The sequence below is a fragment of the Clostridium thailandense genome, from assembly GCF_019207025.1.
GTDB classification, from domain to species: Bacteria; Bacillota; Clostridia; order Clostridiales; family Clostridiaceae; genus Clostridium_AM; species Clostridium_AM thailandense.
The window spans coordinates 12777-30396 of sequence record NZ_JAEEGC010000038.1 but is presented as its reverse complement, the minus strand read 5'-3'; the positions used below and the strand labels follow the sequence as shown (position 1 = coordinate 30396).

General features: G+C 30.2%; 10 protein-coding genes. All 10 read left to right on the top strand.

Going from position 1 to position 17620, the window contains the following annotated elements:
* Nucleotides 1-303: 303 nt before the first annotated feature.
* Nucleotides 304-1350 carry a hypothetical protein gene (locus I6U48_RS09495; protein ID WP_218320175.1) on the top strand — a complete coding sequence of 349 codons (1047 nt, stop codon included), beginning with the start codon at nucleotides 304-306 and terminating at the stop codon, nucleotides 1348-1350.
* 22 nt (nucleotides 1351-1372) lie between these two features.
* Nucleotides 1373-2551 carry a zinc ribbon domain-containing protein gene (locus I6U48_RS09490; protein WP_218320174.1) on the top strand — a complete coding sequence of 393 codons (1179 nt, stop codon included), beginning with the start codon at nucleotides 1373-1375 and terminating at the stop codon, nucleotides 2549-2551.
* Nucleotides 2552-2558: 7 nt separating this feature from the next.
* A complete protein-coding gene (locus I6U48_RS09485; protein ID WP_218320173.1) occupies nucleotides 2559-5228 on the top strand; it encodes a GAP1-N2 domain-containing protein in 2670 nt (889 codons plus the stop codon).
* A 35-nt stretch (nucleotides 5229-5263) separates the two neighbouring features.
* Complete coding sequence (locus I6U48_RS09480; protein WP_246615271.1) at nucleotides 5264-6694, top strand: TRAFAC clade GTPase domain-containing protein; 1431 nt, start codon at nucleotides 5264-5266, stop codon at nucleotides 6692-6694.
* 11 nt (nucleotides 6695-6705) lie between these two features.
* Nucleotides 6706-8454, top strand: coding sequence for a vWA domain-containing protein (locus tag I6U48_RS09475; RefSeq protein WP_218320172.1), 1749 nt, complete (start codon nucleotides 6706-6708; stop codon nucleotides 8452-8454).
* A gap of 22 nt (nucleotides 8455-8476) precedes the next feature.
* Entirely contained in the window at nucleotides 8477-11884 is a 3408-nt protein-coding gene (locus tag I6U48_RS09470) for a tubulin-like doman-containing protein (RefSeq protein ID WP_218320171.1), read from the top strand.
* A gap of 65 nt (nucleotides 11885-11949) precedes the next feature.
* Nucleotides 11950-14295: a hypothetical protein gene (locus I6U48_RS09465; protein ID WP_218320170.1), complete on the top strand. Its 2346-nt coding sequence runs from the start codon at nucleotides 11950-11952 to the stop codon at nucleotides 14293-14295.
* Between the two features lie 31 nt (nucleotides 14296-14326).
* Complete coding sequence (locus tag I6U48_RS09460) at nucleotides 14327-15589, top strand: vWA domain-containing protein (protein WP_218320169.1); 1263 nt, start codon at nucleotides 14327-14329, stop codon at nucleotides 15587-15589.
* Nucleotides 15590-15605: 16 nt separating this feature from the next.
* Nucleotides 15606-16250, top strand: coding sequence for a hypothetical protein (locus I6U48_RS09455; protein WP_218320168.1), 645 nt, complete (start codon nucleotides 15606-15608; stop codon nucleotides 16248-16250).
* A gap of 91 nt (nucleotides 16251-16341) precedes the next feature.
* Entirely contained in the window at nucleotides 16342-17619 is a 1278-nt protein-coding gene (locus I6U48_RS09450) for a TRAFAC clade GTPase domain-containing protein (protein ID WP_218320167.1), read from the top strand.
* The last annotated feature ends 1 nt before the right edge of the window (nucleotide 17620 follow it).

The following is a 17620-nucleotide window of genomic DNA, read 5'->3' as shown; positions in this document are numbered from 1 at the left end:
ACTGAGATTTAGACTTGTCAAAAGTATTTATTGTGCCGGAAGAATGGCAATATAGCCTGAAGCATAAGTTAATTGCCGGTCGTGAATAACTATAAGTGCAATAGCCTTTTCTATATTTCAAGCCTATTTAAGACTAAATTCTTATATTTTGCTTAACTTTTTGTAACGTTACTTTAAAAACTATTTAGGTGTGATAAAATATTTATAGTAGGAATAGTATACTGATTTATACTATATTTTAAAATTTAATTATGAATTTAAGGTCTTAATAATACAATCCGATGCGGACGGAGGGTGTAATAAATGATTGATGAGAAGCAACAAGAACTTGAAGAATTATCAGATGAAATAGAAATAATACTTTCTGTGAAAGATAATATTTCTAATGAGGAAATAGATAATTTTACAAATAAATTTCACTTGCTATCGGAAAATGATATAAGAAGTAGGATTAAGGAGATTACTGGGAATTGTTTATATATAAATAATGAAGAAAATTCGGAGATAATCGATACACAAGAAGAAAAGGATAATTCAGATGAACCTAGTATATCAGAGATAATTAATGAATATAACAAAATGAATGAAGATGATAGAGAAGAAGATACAGCTAAAAATAATGAACTTGACATGAATTTTAAAAGTGAGTCTATAATAGAGAGTAGACTTTATCATGAGATTAGGGAGAAAATTATATTTACTGAAGACAACATACCAGAAGTCACTTTTGTGAAAGCTGACACTAAGTATGGACAACTTTCTTTAGAATGGGGATGGCCAGAGGGGATAGAGAAAGTTCTCATAAGCTATAGAATGGATAGGTTTCCTACTGGTGCAGCAGATTCTTCTGCTTCACAGGTTTTAATTAATAGAGAAGATAGTACTGAAAATGGAGGCTATATAATCCATAAAGTAATTGAAGGAAACTACTATTTTTGCATTTATATTGTAGCTGAACATAATCAGAAAACAATATTTTCAGAAGGTACAAGAAGGTTGGTAGTAAATAAAAGACCATCAGAAATATTTTATGAAATAAAGCGTAGAAAAACTATTCTTGGCAAGCTAAAGGGAGTAGAACTTGTTTTATCAACAACAGATAAAGAGGTGAATTTACCTCAGCTTGTATTAGTTAGTAAATGCGGAAATATGCCGCTTCAAAAATCTGATGGTGAAACAATATTCAAAACAGATTATCAAACTATAAGTTTAGATAAGCCATTAGTTTTAGAATTGTCGGTTGAAAATATCGGTAAAAATATGTATGTTAAGCTATTCTTCTTAGATGATAGCAACAGCAAGCTATATAGAATAATATCGCCAGCAAAGGAAAAATTGTATTTTAAGTAACTCATATGGGAGGATAAGTAAAATGAAATTAAATTTTAAAAAAAAAGATTATTATATATGTCCATATTGCTTTTCTAAACATGATTTAACAGATGTAAGTTTTGCTTGTAAAAATGAACCGGAAAAATGCAACAATGCAAGAGACGGGGTTCTCATGAAATCCAAAAGTTCAGAAAACAAAAATGAAATGCCTGAATTTGTTTTTTGTACTGAGTGTGGTGAAAAAACAAATGTGAAAGTATGTCCTACATGTCATGCAGAATTGCCTTATGCCATAGGAGAATATGATAATTTGGTATTTGCAGTTATAGGAGCTAAGGAAGCTGGAAAAAGCCATTACATAGCTGTACTAATTGATAAAATAATGAATGAAATAGGATCTGCGTTTAATTGCAGTCTTTCAGCGGCAAATGATGCAACGATAAGCAGATATAGAAACGATTTTTATAATCCTGTTTTTAAAAGAAGCGAACTTATAAGGGTAACCCGATCAGCTAAAACAGATTCCTCTGTAAAACAACCACTTATTTATAATCTTGCGTTTAAAGAACAGGGAATGTTTGGAGGCTTCTTTAAAAGTAACAAAATAAGCAATGTAGTTACTATTGCCTTTTTTGATACAGCAGGCGAAGATTTGGATTCTGAGGACACAATGAAAACGGTAAATAGATACATATATAATTCTTCGGGGATCATATTTATTCTTGATCCACTTCAGTTGGAGCATGTAAGAGATGTGCTTCCACCAGAAACTTCCCTGCCAGAACAAAATACGGCAATAGAAGATTTGCTTTCAAGAACAGCAAATCTTATTAGAAAAGCTAATAATATAAAAATAGATAAGCTTATTGATATACCAGTAGCTGTTGCTTTTTCAAAAATGGATGCAGTAGACTCTCTAATAGATCCATCAAGCTGTATAAATTATTCAAGCAAACATGTAAACAAAGGTTGCTTTGATATTTCAGATTTTGAAGATATGAATGGAACTATGGAGTCATTAGTTAGAAGTTGGGGTGGAGAAAATTTTGCTAATCAGTTAAATGCAAATTTTAAAGATTATGGATACTTTGGTGTAACAGCGCTTGGCTGTAATCCAGAAAGTAGTAAAATTACAAAGCTAAGACCACATAGAGTAGAAGATCCGTTTTTATGGTTGTTATATAAGTATAAATTGATAAAGGCGGAAAAAAGGAAGTGATTTGACAATGGCAGTTAAGCAGCTTTTTTATACCTCATGTAAGAAAGGACTATCTTCAGGAATGGGATTTCAGACTTATTCTATGTCCAAAGGCATAAGTGATGAGGAGAGAAAAGAAATTGAAGGATATTGTGTATATATACCACCAGACAATCTGCCAACGCAACCTTCAGATAAAGAAATAGAAGAATTATTTCCAATAGCCTTTTCCTCCTTTAGGTTAAAGAATGGTAAGAACTGCATTTGTTCTGCTAAATATATTGGCAAGGATTACTCCGGTAGGTATGGAAATTATTTTTGTCATGTATTTATATCTGACAAAGCATGGCCATTTTATCCAATAGAACTTTATGGATCAGCTATTTTTAGAAGCAGTTTAACTTATGAAGAAGAAAATGCGGAGGAAATAGAATATCTTCCAGAGTTAAATGAAATCCCCTTAGGTAATTTGATTAGTTTCGACTCAATAGGCAACTTTTTAAAAGAAGCAGGTAGCGGAAAAAGGCGAAAAGGATTTACCGAATTAATGAATTGTTGTATAGGCTTCAGTAGTAACAGAAAAAAAATAGTTATTTGTGACTACAAAGATAATATTTCGTATTGGATTGGTTCAGTACAAATGTCCTTACCTAAAAAATTGGCCCAGGAATTTAGTTTTACTACATACTGTTATAATCCAGAAGATGTTCCTTATATGCTGTGTGCCGCAGACAATAATGGGAGTAGATTCAACTTTAAGGATAGTCAAAAACTTTATAAATACAACATTTTTCATTTTATTGATATGCAGGTCGTAGAAACAAACTATAACAGTAGTTTTGTGAAAAGAGCGGAAGTAGGATATACAGTTTCTAAGGAGACATTTTTACCTCTTCTAACTTTTATTGAACAATTTCAGTACAATATATTAGATGAGAATATTGATAACTGTGTATGTTTGTATAACATGGTTAATAGAGGTATTGAAAAAATCAATATACAAGATGTTAAAAATGCTGTGAGTTTTGCAGTTAACTATAAATCAGTAGAGGCATATAAGCAGCTTTTTGAACTTCTAAATCATAATTTGGAAAAAATTAGTACACAAGTAGATGTTGAATTAGCGGACATAATAACAAAATTTTTATTTATGGTAGGAAAAGAAACAAATAGTGGAGAACACATAATTAAGGCTTACGAGTTTTTCTTTAATTCTATACATTATCTTATTATGGATGCTGAAGAGGTTGAAGTAGAAGAAATATTGACCTTATATAAAAACATAAGGTCTATAAAAGAGGTTACAATTAGTCAATTTGTAAAGTTATCTATACATAAGGATAGAATAAAAGGGCTTCAAACTTATTTAGAAGGTGGTAAAGTTAGACATGCAAAGTTCTATTTTAAATCGGTGATTAGTGACATAATTACATTTAACAGTAAATATGCAAGTACTGATGGAATAGGTCTTTTTAACATAGGGTCACAAGATGCGAAAAATATAACCATATTTTTAAACAAGTGTCTGAGTATACTTATACAATTTTCAGAAGATATTGTAGATGTTTTTTGCAGCCTTAAGTATGAATATGAGTATCTTCCAGAAATAATTGTAAGAGCTTATTCTATTAACAATTATTTATACAAAAATGAAAGTATTGAAGAAACTTTAGTTGGATTTGTTATAGAAGAGGGAAGGAAAGATAAAGAATGGGAAAAGAAAATATGTTTGGAAATAAGTAAATTAACTAATGGAAACAATTTTTTATTTTCCATATATAGTTTAGAATTAAAAAATCAGAATAACAAGAAAAATTTTTTTATGAATTATTGTTATAGAATATTTAATTCTTTTAAAGATTATAGAAAAAGAAAATTTTCAGATGCACTTAATTTATATTTGAACTTATGCCAAGATGATATTTTATTGGAAGATTATAAAGAAGTTATAAGTTATATAAGTGCAAAATCTTTAAATGAAGACATAGATAAAAAGGTATTTGAAGTACTTTTTACAGGGTTTGAAAATGAGATTAATGTAGAGAATATAGGAATAGAAATTTATACTATTAAAAAAGTAATTGAAATAAAGAAAAAATATAATATAAAGACTCCTTATAGTATGGTGGAAATGATATATATCATGAGTAAAATTGAAGATAGTAGTCCATCAGATAAAATAGTACATTTGGAAAACTTGAAAGTTGACTTTTCAAATATGGATGCTGACAAATATGCAAAATGTTTGATCTGGTTTCTGAATAATTTATGTCCATATCTTAAAAGTCCACTAGAACATGATAAGATGAGAAGATTTCTATTTTGTTCAGAATATGTAGAAATTTATTATAAAGAATACCTAAATATTTTAGATGATATCATTTTTACTAAGAAATATAAAGAAATATTAAAATTAAGAGGCATAGAAGGCCACGAAATATTTATGGATTTTTTAATATTTTTGTTTAAAAATGATTTAGATATGAGTGGAAAATTAGAAACATACTTAAATGATAAAATTTCTAATATATTAAAAGAAATCTCAGAAAAGAAACTAGAAACGTATAGTAATTATATTGAAAAAAAAGTAAGTTCCTATATTAATAAAACAGAGATTGTATATAAATGGATAAAGATTAGAGATGATGTAAAACAAAAAAAACAAAAGAGAACTCCTTTTAATATTTTTAAAAAATAATTAATGGATAGTTAACAAAAAATGGAGGTGTTTTTTTGGGGAGAATTATAGCGTCTGTTTCAGCATTATTCGAGGGAATATTAGGTGCTGTTATAGGAATAAGTGAGGGTTTTTTAAAATCTTTCACAGGCTATTTTAAAGGTTTAAGCTATAGCCTTCATAAAGGATATTCATTAAAAAGTAAGAGAGAATTTTGTGAACCAGCAAAGGAAAATTACTTTTTTTATAAACAATATGAGGATTTAAATAATACTTATAAAAGTGCTTGTTCTGTTAATACTGGAAACATACTTGTATTAAGACAGAAATTAAAAGAAAAAGGAGCTTTCACATATGGTAGAGTAAAAGCTGAACAGGCTACTATACATATAGTTGGCAATTTAATGAATATATTTTGCTATTTTATACATTTTTTAATAGTGACCTTTATAAGTATCCCAGGATATATATTTTATTTTGGGATAGCAGCTATAGAAAATTTAAAGCTTATCAGAGGAAAAATAACTGGCATTTGTTATCATTGTCATGCTAAGTTTGATATACCGTATTATATATGCCCTGAATGCGGAAGCTTACATAGGCAATTGAAGCCAGGTCCCTATGGTATTATGAGAAGAGTGTGTAAATGTGGAAAAGTTATTCCTACAACTAATTTAACAGGAAGGTATAGTCTCAAGTCAATATGTCCAGTGTGTTCTAGAGGACTTGAAGTTAGAGAGGCATCACCAATATGTATACCAATTATAGGAGGGGTATCCTCAGGAAAAACTTCATTCGTTTACTCAGCTTTAGATTGTTTAATAAATGATGTTTCAAAAAAGAATAACTGGAATATTAGTTTCTTAAATGGAGAAGATGAAGAAAGAATTAGAGAACTTTTAGAATTAGCTAGTAAAGGAATACCACCAAGGAAAACAATCAAAGCGGATACAGTACCATATAATATTTTTATAAAATCAGGTAAGTTTCGCAGCGACAAGCTATTGTATATATATGACATTGCAGGGGAATATTTCGATATTAGAGCTGAAGTTAGGAGACAAAGTTATTATAAATATACTAATGGATTGATTTTTATTATAGATCCACTTTGCATAAAGAGTTCAGTGAAGTATATCACAGATAAAAATGAGATTACCCAAACTGTTGCCATAGAAGATTTAGTTGATCGTTTTATACTAGCGTTAAGAGAGATTAAAGAAGTTGAGCCTAATGAGTTTATTGATATTCCAATAGCAATTGTTTTAAATAAAATAGATTTAATAAATTATAAAGGAGCTGCTTTAGATTTTTTAAAGGAGATTGAGGAAGAAAAAATAATAAGAAAGTTTCAATATAATTTTTCAAAATACAAGTTTTTTTCCTGCAGCTCATTACAATTTAATAATAGGAAATTTAGGGGTGATCAAGGAGTTGCAGAGATAATAAGTTGGGTTTTAGCTCAAGCAAATAACGAAATAAAATAAGGAGTGTTAGCATGGTGAAAGCTAAAATTAAGTATGCTTCATGTATAATTTTAGTGTACATATTTCAAATAATTTTTATACCTTTTTCAAAGGTATATGCAAGCCCAATATCTTCAAACATGGATGTGGTTTTTGTGCTTGACTCAAGTGGGTCTATGAAGGAAAGTGATCCGGAAGAGATAAGAACAGAAGCTATAAAAATGTTTCTTGATATGGGACAGATACAAGGAAATAAAGCAGGACTTGTGGCCTATTCAGACAATATAGTAAGAGAACATAATCTTGATAATATGAATTCAACTGAAGATAAAAATAGAATAAAAACTATGGCCTCAGGTATTCCTCTTGGACAAAAAACAGATACAGGATACGGTTTAATTGAAGGGACTAAATTACTAGACAGTGGACACGATAAAAGTCACCAGCCATTGATAATTTTATTATCAGATGGAAAAAATGATCCCAAAAGGAGTGCTCAGGAGTCTCTAAATGATTTGAATAATGCACTTAGCATATGTAAAAGCAAAGGGTATCCTGTATATACTATAGGCTTGAATTACGACGGTACTGTCGATAAAAACCAACTTAGTGAGATATCTAATTCAACGAATGGAAAAAGCTACATAACGAATACTGCGGCAGATCTTCCTAAAATTCTTACTGATATATATGCAGATAACTCAAAGCTAAAGATTCAAGATGGAGGTTCAATTATAGGAAATGGAGATTTTCAAGACTTGAAGGTTGATATTCCAAATTCAAATGTCTTAGAGGCAAATATTTCTATGCTTTCTGATAAACCTGTTGAATTGAAGCTTATAAATCCTTCAGGTAAAGAAATACCAATACCATCAGCAAATGCAGTATTTACATCCTCTCAAAAATATTCAATGCTTAAAATCGTAAAACCTGTAGAGGGTCAATGGACTGTAAGAGTTAAAGGTGTAAATGGAAGCAATATAAAAGTAAGTTATATATTTAATTACGATCTCCAAATTGAAGCAAGTATTAATCCACAAAAGCCTAATAATGGAGATAAAATAAGTATAGAAGCTTATTTTATCAGTAATGGACAGAAAATTTCAGATAAAGAATTATACAATAATATGAAAGCAAAATTAATTGTTAAAAACTTAAAGGATAATTCCATCAAGGAAATAGCATTAACTACTGGAGAAGGAGTATTTAGAGGAGAATATCAAATTCCAAGTGATGGGAAATATGAAGTTAAGGTAAGGGTAGATGGAAATAGTTTTTACAGAGAAAGCACGCCTATTGTTATAGGAAATTCTTCAACTAAAGCTTCAATAGATAGCACTTCTAAAAAAGGTGTGTTCCAAAACCCTATAATACTGTATAGCATTGGAGGTGTTTTAGCAGCTATAGTTCTATTTTTAATATATTTTTTAATGAAAAAGAAGAATATTCTGGGATTTGGAAGAGTGGAGCTGCAGATAAGAGACGAAAATACAAAGGAGTTATTACCACCTCAATTTAGAAATTTAGATGGATATAGGGGAAGTTTCACACTTTTCGATGTATTAGGTCTTAAGGAGGAATATGGAGAAACTGAGAATATAAGATTTATATTTAATAATGATGATAGTATAGATGTAATAAACAAATCAGAATGTGTTATTCAGAGGTCTGGTAAAAAGTTAGATAACGATTCTAAAGTTGTATTATATGATAAAAACAAAATAACAATATTTTTAACGAAAGTACCAAAAAGTATAGTAATGCAGTTTAATGTTAAATAAGCTATAAATTGGAGGAATAAATATGAACACTAGGATAAGAGAACATCTTCAGGACCTTGATGTGAGCAAGGGTGGAGGAATTATAAGTGATAAGATACGTATAGAAACCATAGAAAATCCAGTACTTATAATAGGCCTTGGAGGAACTGGAATAGATGCTATGCTCAGACTAAAATATCAGATCAATAAAAGATTCTTCTTAGATGAGGACACAATATCAAATACAAGAAAAGATAAGCCTAAGAAAGTAGAGTTTTTGGGTTTTGAAACAAATCAAGGGGAGAAGAATAAAAGATATCCAGCAAGTGGAGGAGTAGGACTTGACCCACAAAGTGAACTTGTAATGTTATCCAATGCAGAAGTAAGATCTATTTTAAATGATCGTAAAATATTAGATGATTGTATAAAAGAATGGCTAGCTCCAGAGTTATCTTCAGAAAGTGGAACAGATGGAGCTGGTGGAGTAAGACAAATAGGAAGATTACTGTTGTTTACAAAGATTAATGAAATAGTAGATTGTATTGAGAAGAAGATAAGATTTCTTCAGGAAGATACTGATCAAGTTCTACATGTATTTATTCTTTCTGGACTATCAGGGGGAACCGGAAGTGGAACCTTTATAGATATAGCTTATATAATAAGAGGAATTATGCATAGTATATATGGTAATAAAGGTGAAGATAAAGTTAATATTATGGGATATTTATTTACTCCTGATGTTAATTTATCAAGAGCGGCAGACAATCAATCTTCACAATCTTATATTATAAAGAATGGTTTTGCTGCGCTTAAGGAATTAGATTACCTTATGGGTATAGGAGATAGACATGAGAGATTTAGACAGAAATACAGAAATAGACTTACAGTTGATTCGCCAATGCCACCATTTAACCTCTGTCATTTGATTTCTGCTACTAATATTGATGGAAGACCTATGAGCAATGCATATGATTATTGTATGAATGTTACAGCGGAAAATATAGTGAATTTTATGTCCAATGAAGTAAGAGAGTCCGGTGGAGTCTTTGCAATACAGGATTATATAAGCAATTTAAAGCAAAACACAGATAATATGGCAAAACCATATATGGCAAACTATAAGTATATAATGATAGGAGCAGCTTCAGCAGTATTGCCCCTTGAGGAGATAACTACTTATCTTGCTTATAAGCTTTTTGAAAAAATGCAATATATGTTTGATAACATACCAGCAGAACAAGAGGTAGATGGATTTATAAGACAGTTGAAGCTGGATGAAGATTCGGTAATTGAAAGGTTTGAAGAGAATCTTCAAAGCAGAAAACCACTATCGGGATATAAGAATAGAGAGAAATATAGCTATGACAATGTAATAAAAAGGCAAGCCGTTGATATTGATGATGAAATGAAGGAATATCTAAGAGACTGTTCAAATGAATATAATAAAGTAAAGACTCAATATCCTGGTGAAATACAAAAAAACATTATAGAATGTGTAGATTTGATATTTAAAGATCCTAAGAAAGGTCCTTTTTACGCATCAAGAATGCTGTTTTCCAGCAGCTTTTGTGTAGTAAAAACATTAGATTCAGAGATAGCTTCCTTAAGGGAAAGGTTAGCCAACATTTCCAAGGAAATAAAGTACAAAAGAGAGGTAGCAGAAGATAAGCTTATTGAGGCTAAAAAAGCAATTTTATTTACTAAAGAAGGCAAGAAAAATGACTATATAGAAGCTAAAAGTGAAGAGTATATGTTAAAGGCTGAAGAAGACAGAATTGTGAGAATGATGGAGTTTTATAGTAGAATAATTAGTGATATAAGTGATTTAAATAATAAAATTTATAGAGTATATACTGAGATACTTAATGAATTAAATAAACTATTCAAGGAAGATGGAGATATCCTTGCTAAAGGTGAGGAGATAGAGGGAGCACTTGGCAGAACATATTCCTGGACAGTTGTTAAAGTTCCAGATTTGACGGATTATATGGAAAAAATTGTGAATAAAGAGACTGCTGATGAGCTTGTAAGAAGATTTTCAAATAAGCTTTTAGAAGAGTCTCAAAAATGGCTTGATGAGGTTCGTATAGATGTTGTAGGATCAATCTCAAATTTTGTATCTGAAGAGTATGGCGAAGTAATAACTCAATCAATGGAGGAATTCTTATCTTTAGAATATGGAGAAGATAAGTCTATTATTGGTATAATCAAAGATGAAATTGCTCCAAAGCTTGACAAAGATGCAGTACCGATTTTTCATATAAGCAATACTGAAGCAGTGAATTTCCCAACCTGGAGTATGGTTTCAGTTCCTAGAAATGCAAAGAAAATACTTGAAGGTATTAAAGAATATAAAAAAAATTCGCATAAAGGAGATTCTATTAATATAAAGGAAAGTATGGTAACAAACAGAATATTCTGGTTGAACACTAAAAATGGAGTACCACTATATTCTTATGCACCAATAAAGCATTATGAAGAGATATATGAAAAAACTTTGCTTGAACGGGATGGAATAGGTAGACATTTATATCAAAATGGAGATAAAAACTGGATATACATTCCTTCACCGATTCCTGAGGAATCCTGGGGAACGACTTATGATAACGAAAGAGTAAAAAAATATAATGATGAAGTAAGAAAAATATTTGATCGTGCTTTGGAACTTAAATGTATAGTAAATACTGAAAAGGGAAGTAATGAAAATTATAAATGTATTATTACAGAACCATTTGATGTTGATGAATTTATGAAAAAATACTCAATTAATTTAGAAAGTGATATTCCCAATATTAGTGAAATAAAAAAAGCAATAGTAGATATTAACAAGATTTTAGATAATGGCTTTATTCCTATAGAAAATAGTGATATGCAAAGATATTATATTTTTGAAAGCAGCAATGAGGAGAAAGCAAAGAATAATCTAATAAGAACTCCTGAACTTACTAAACTAGTAAGAGAAGAGGTTGAAAAATATGAAGAACTTATAGGAAAAAGAAATGAGCTTGAAAAAGTAATAAAAGATATGAGCAAAGCAGAAATGAATATAGATAATTTCCTTAGGGCACTGTATACAAATACTATAGTTAAAAAGGGATTATTCTATGTTTACAACGGTGGAGAAGAAAGTAAGGTAAGCATAGAACCTTTTATAAATGCTTTAAAACAAAAAGAATATCAGCATGAAGCAATATTTCGCAAATATGTTGCGCTAGACGAAAGGGAGAGGGTAATTGTAGATAAGACTTCAGATAAAAAGCTTGAGCAGCTTTCAATGGAAGAAGGAGTTGAAACACTCATCTTAAATGTAAGTACTCTTTTAGAAAATATTAAAGATATAGTTGAGGAATTAGATACAAGAAAATATCAATTAATAAATGGAGACGAGTTGTTTGCTTTTTATAGTGATATGCTTTTAAGAGTACAAGAGGTAAAAAAACAGTTAGAGTAGTAGTTTTGAAGGTGAGGGGCAGCCTTACCTTCCGTTTCCTTAAGATATAATGTGGAGGAATTTTTATGGATCATATATTAAGGGGCTTTGCTAGAGAATATGATTTGAAAGTAGATAAAACAATATATAGCAGTGATGCTCAGAGAAGTGCAAATAACCCTGTTTTATTTGTATTTATAGGAGATAGAGTTAAAGAGGCTTCAGAACATATTAGAAATACTATAAGGGAAAAATGGGATAACGGAGATGGTGTTTGTTTTGTTAATATTATGACGGAAGGCTATGAAGATATAGAGAACTATTTCAACTTTAAGTTTAATTATGAGTTAGTTGATAATAAATGCCTAAGAAAAAGTATAAGAGATAAGTTTTATAATGACAAAGAACTATTGCAGAATTTAAATGATAAGATAACCATAACTAGGGATAGAATTCTATCACATGGAAGTTTATTTAATTCTTTTGAAAAAATTAATATTTCTGTAGTTACTATGGCGGATGATCCTTTAAATATAATACTTCCAGAGATAACTATACTTATAAAAAAAAGAATGTTAGAAGTGTTTAAGCTTGGAGCTGCAGATTTATACGTTCTTATAAAGGAAAAAAATATAGGAGACGAATTTTTTTCTAAAGCTTCTTCAGTAAGTTTTTTTAGAGAAATAGAATATGCTCAAAAGGAGAGTTTTGTATTTAATGAGAAAATAGCTATTTACGGAGAAGGAAGAGAATTGACAGTAGATTATAAAGGACCTGTATTTTATATGACGTATTTGCTGGAGGAGAAAAATGAGAGAGGGATAATACCAGCGGCATCTATGAAAAACAATTATGAAATAATATCTTATATAAATCTTTTAAAGAATAGAAATGTGAGTGTAGAGACTTATTCAGACACGGAAAATCAATATTATGATAATGGAAGATTTAAATCAAGTATAGGTGCTGAGGACTCTATTAATAGATATATTACAGCAGGCCTTTCAAAAGTAAGAAGACCTAATGGTGCTATTGCTGTGACGGTGATGAGAGCCTTTTATGAAAATATCATAGAAAAGCTAAAAGAGTTTTCAATAAAAGATAAAGAATTTATAGCTGAAACCTTAAAAATAGATGAGGGTAATATAAATTTAAAGGTGGAAACTATTTTAGATACAGATATAACTTTAATGGACATGAATGGCATTATGATGTTAAATACCTCCTCTGTTGAAAAAAGGCTTTCTCAAATTACACTAAGCCAAATAGAAGAAAGTTTGTATGAAGATAGATGCCAAAACTTTTTTGACCAAAATTTTGTAAGAATTGCGGAAGATAATCTCCGAAATATGAATTTGGAAAAAGAAATGAGAAAATTAATAAAGGAAAACATATTAAACAATCACAAATTAGGATTATACTGTGCCTGGAGATGGACTACTGAAGACGGTGCAGGAATAGAATACATAAGAAATAAGAGGGATTTGCTTAGTAGGCACATTGAGAACATGACTAGAGAAATTGAAGGATTATATCAATCGAGACTCACGGAAGGGATTGGATTTAAAGGTCTTTTTAATAGAGGTGGAAAACTAAAGGATGCAAGAAAAAAGATATTTTTAGAGTTATATGGAAAAAAATTTGAAAAGCTAAAGCTGATTATTACTGGAAAAGTCCTGGAAAAATATGAAAATGTATTATTTAAGATCAATAGAGAACTCTTTGAGAAGATAGATCACATTAATTTAATTAGTGAAGATATTAAAGAGTATGAAAATGAAATAATTAAGTATCAGGATGAATACACTGCTCAAAATGTAAAAGTTTATTATACTAGTGTAGTAAAGCGTATTGTTGATAATTTAGAAAAGAAGCACGGAGAGTTTTTTTATTTTGAAGAAAAATATATTGGGGATTTATCTCAAAATTTAGAAAAAGGAAAGGAGCAGCTACTTGCTAAAATAGCACAGTTTTGTAGTAGTTATATTTTGACGGAGCAAGAATTTGATAGATCTTTTGAAGATGAATTTAATGAAAGGGCAAATGTCAATGTGGAGGACTTGAATACTAAGGTGCTTTCAAAGGAAGAACTTTATCGTCGGCTTTATGATATTCTCGATGATAATTCAGCACTTAAAAGTTATCTAATGAACTATGATGTAAAGGGATATCAGGAAAAATACTTTTTTGGAGATTACAGTAGTGAATTTATAAAATATGCTTTTGATTTCGATAGAAAAACAAGAAATTACAAAATCGGGTACATACATGAAAGAAGAAATAGTGGTATTGAAAAATTAAATTTAATGGGAGGCTTTGGGGCTAAAGATGTTATATATGTTAGAACAGCTCTGGATTTCTATAACTATTGCATAGAAAATGAATATAAGCTTCATGGAATTGATGAGTCACATTTGCCAGAAATAATTTAAAGCAGTTTTATTTACAGTGGGGGTGTATTATTTGGTAGAAAAAAGAATAAATTTGACTATGTTAGTAATGAGTACAATAGGGGGAGTTGTAGGTTTTATTATTGGAGAAGTAATAATAGGTGCTTATAGGTATAAGTTATCTCATAGTGTTTTAATGGGAGTGTATTTTGGAGTTTTAGCATTGTGCATTGGCGGTATGTGTCTTATAGCAGAGATGATAAATCCCAGGCTTAATGGGTTTAGTTGGAAAAATAATTATTTAAAAACTTCTTTTAAATTTTTAATCCCATGCACATTGATTATGCTCTTTATTGCTGGAATGCTCTTTCAATTTCTATATGAAACTGGTATTGGAAAAGTAAAGAAAATTAGCGATGTTGTATTTGTTATGGACACGTCAGGAAGTATGAGTAAAACCGATCCAAATAATGAGAGATTTTCTGCCGCTTTAGATTTATTAGATAGTATGAATGAAGAGAATAGGGTTTCTTTTTATAGATTTGATGACACTGCGGAGCAGATATTTCCCATGACGAAAGTTACAGATAAGACTAAAAAGGATATAGAAGAAAAATTAAAACAGCATGAAAATGCAAAAGGTAATACTAATATGAGAGAGGCACTTTTAAAGGCCTATGATGAAATAAAGTCATCAGAGAATTCTGGCAGAAATGCCATGGTAATTTTACTATCGGATGGTGGAGATACATACGATTTAGCTCAGAAGTTTGATGAAACAATGAAACCTTTTAAAAGTAACGGTATTCCTATATACACTATTGGAATGTTAAGTGAAAATAACTTTTACATTTTAAAGAAAATATCAAGGGAAAGCAATGGTAACTACTATAGTGTAAAAGAAGTTAAGGATTTAAAAGGGGTATTTAATAAAATATATATGGATCTACAACAGAGGCTGCTTGTAGATAAGAGAGATGGAGTTTATGAGTCATCATCCTTCTATATGATACTTAGAATTTTATTCATCGCAGTAATAGGATGCTTAATAGCTGCAGGAGTAAGCCTTACCTTCGATAACAAAAATCTCTTAAAAGGATTCTTAGTCGGTGGTTTTATTGGAGGAGTTGTAGCAGGGGCAATTATTGAAATAGGTTTTTTATATTTTCCATGGCTTGGATTTTTGCATAGAGCTTTTGCCGATATAATTATGGCATTAATATTTACTCTTATTCCTATAAAGGTAGATGTAAAGAATTACTCTAAAGGCTCTTATATAAACAAAAATAAAGAACTCGAATTATATAACGGCAAAAATTTCAATAATTTTAGCTAGGAAGGAAGGTAATGTAGTGAGGGTAGTTGAACTTCCTAATAATGAAGGAATATATGATGTGAATTTTGATATAGACAAAGAAAAATTTAGTATAAAATGGAAATGGCCTAAAGATATAAACTTAGTATATGTATTAAAAACAAATGCTTTGGAAGACTTTAATTTAGATAATATAAGTGATAGAAATGTAAAACTGTATACTAGAGAAGAGTATAAAGAGTTTAATGGATATTGCGAGACTATCAAAGAGATTAACCAATATAAATACTGGATTTTTCCAGCAGTTGAGGCAGATGGAGATATTTTATTATTGAAGCAGTATGATGGAAAGAATGAGATAATAGTAAGCACAGGTAAACCTGAAGTTTTATATGAGATTAAGGAAAAAAGGTCTTTAACTAGCTTTTTCTCCAAGGAAAAATCTTTAGAAATATCTGTATACTCAGAGATGCATTTACCTAAAGATGCATTGTGTTATGTGAAAAAACATGGTTCTTACCCTGTCAGCAAGGATGATGGAATATGTTTTGATTTCATTAACAACATTCAAGCAGGTGAAAATAGTATGCCTCCAATAGTAGTTGATAAAAATGAATATGTGAAGGTTTTTATAAAAGATGTAGAGAAATATGGAAACATATATGATTTAAAGCAGGTATAGATACCCAAATCAACTTTCGGCCGTGGTTGGCTATATACATATAGATGTCGACGGACGATACTTAACGTACATATGAAAGGAGCATTGTGTTATGGGCTTTTTTGGACTTTTTCGGAATGACAATAAGAAACAGAACAATGATTATAGAAAGGCAACTTATGAAAAAGGGCCTTTTATGATAAAATGTCCTTTTTGTTTTAAAAAATTTAAAACTGAACAGGTAGCTTTTAGGGCATCTCACTCAGAAAAAGGAGATCCCGAGTATGAAAAAGCTGTAGATGAATTGCTTAATGAATATAATAAAAGGATTGGAAAGGGAGTATATGGTGAAATAAACCCTATAATTAAAGTAGAAGGACTTCCAGAAAGTAATAAAATTAGAGTAGATAAAGTGCTCATAGAAGTTAAGGATAAGTATGATACAAACACTAGTGAGAGATTATGTCCTTATTGTCATAATGAACTTCCTATAACTTCTGGAAGAGGACCCTCTAAGATTATTTCGGTGGTAGGAGCCTCACAGGTTGGAAAGTCTGTATATATGACAACTCTTCTGCATGTATTAGAGAGATATACTGGTGAAAGGATAGATGCATCACTTATTGCAGGTAGCTCTGCTTATAACGATGAGATAAGAGAAAATCAAGAAAGGATTTTTGATAAAAATATAATGTTGGATCCTACACCTAAACAGCATATGGAGCCGCTAATTGAAAATCTTAAATTTAAGAATGATAAAATACCTCCTCTCACTCTAATATTTTATGATGTGCCTGGTGAAGGAATGACAGATAGAGGATACATAGATAAACATGGAGACCATATAAAAAATTCTGATGGTATAATATTTCTAATAGATCCATTACAGATGAAAGCCTTAAGAAAGAAAATAAGTCTTGCTAATAAAGAGTTTAAGGGGGATTTTACGGAAAAGTATCAGGAACCAAAAGATATAATTGTATATTTATTTGAGAATTTTATATCTAAGCAATCTAATGAAAAAACTAATATACCTACGGCAATCGTGGTTACTAAAAGTGATATGCTTAAGAATTTAAATGATGAGGAGTATATAGGTTCAAATAGTAATATTTTCAAAAATTATGAACATGGAAAATTTTTTAACTTAAATGAATATGAGAACATAGATGGAGAAGTTAGAAAATTTTTAGGAAAGGTTGATGGTGCTTTCAAAGGTGCTATGGACACTTATTTTGGAATTACAGGATATTTTGCTGTTTCTTCATTAGGCTGTAATCCTCAAAATCTTAAGATAGATAGCAGTACTAATATAAGTCCCATAAGAGTGGATGAACCCTTTTTATGGCTGCTCTATCAAATGAATTATTTGGATGGAGGAAGAGAGTAGT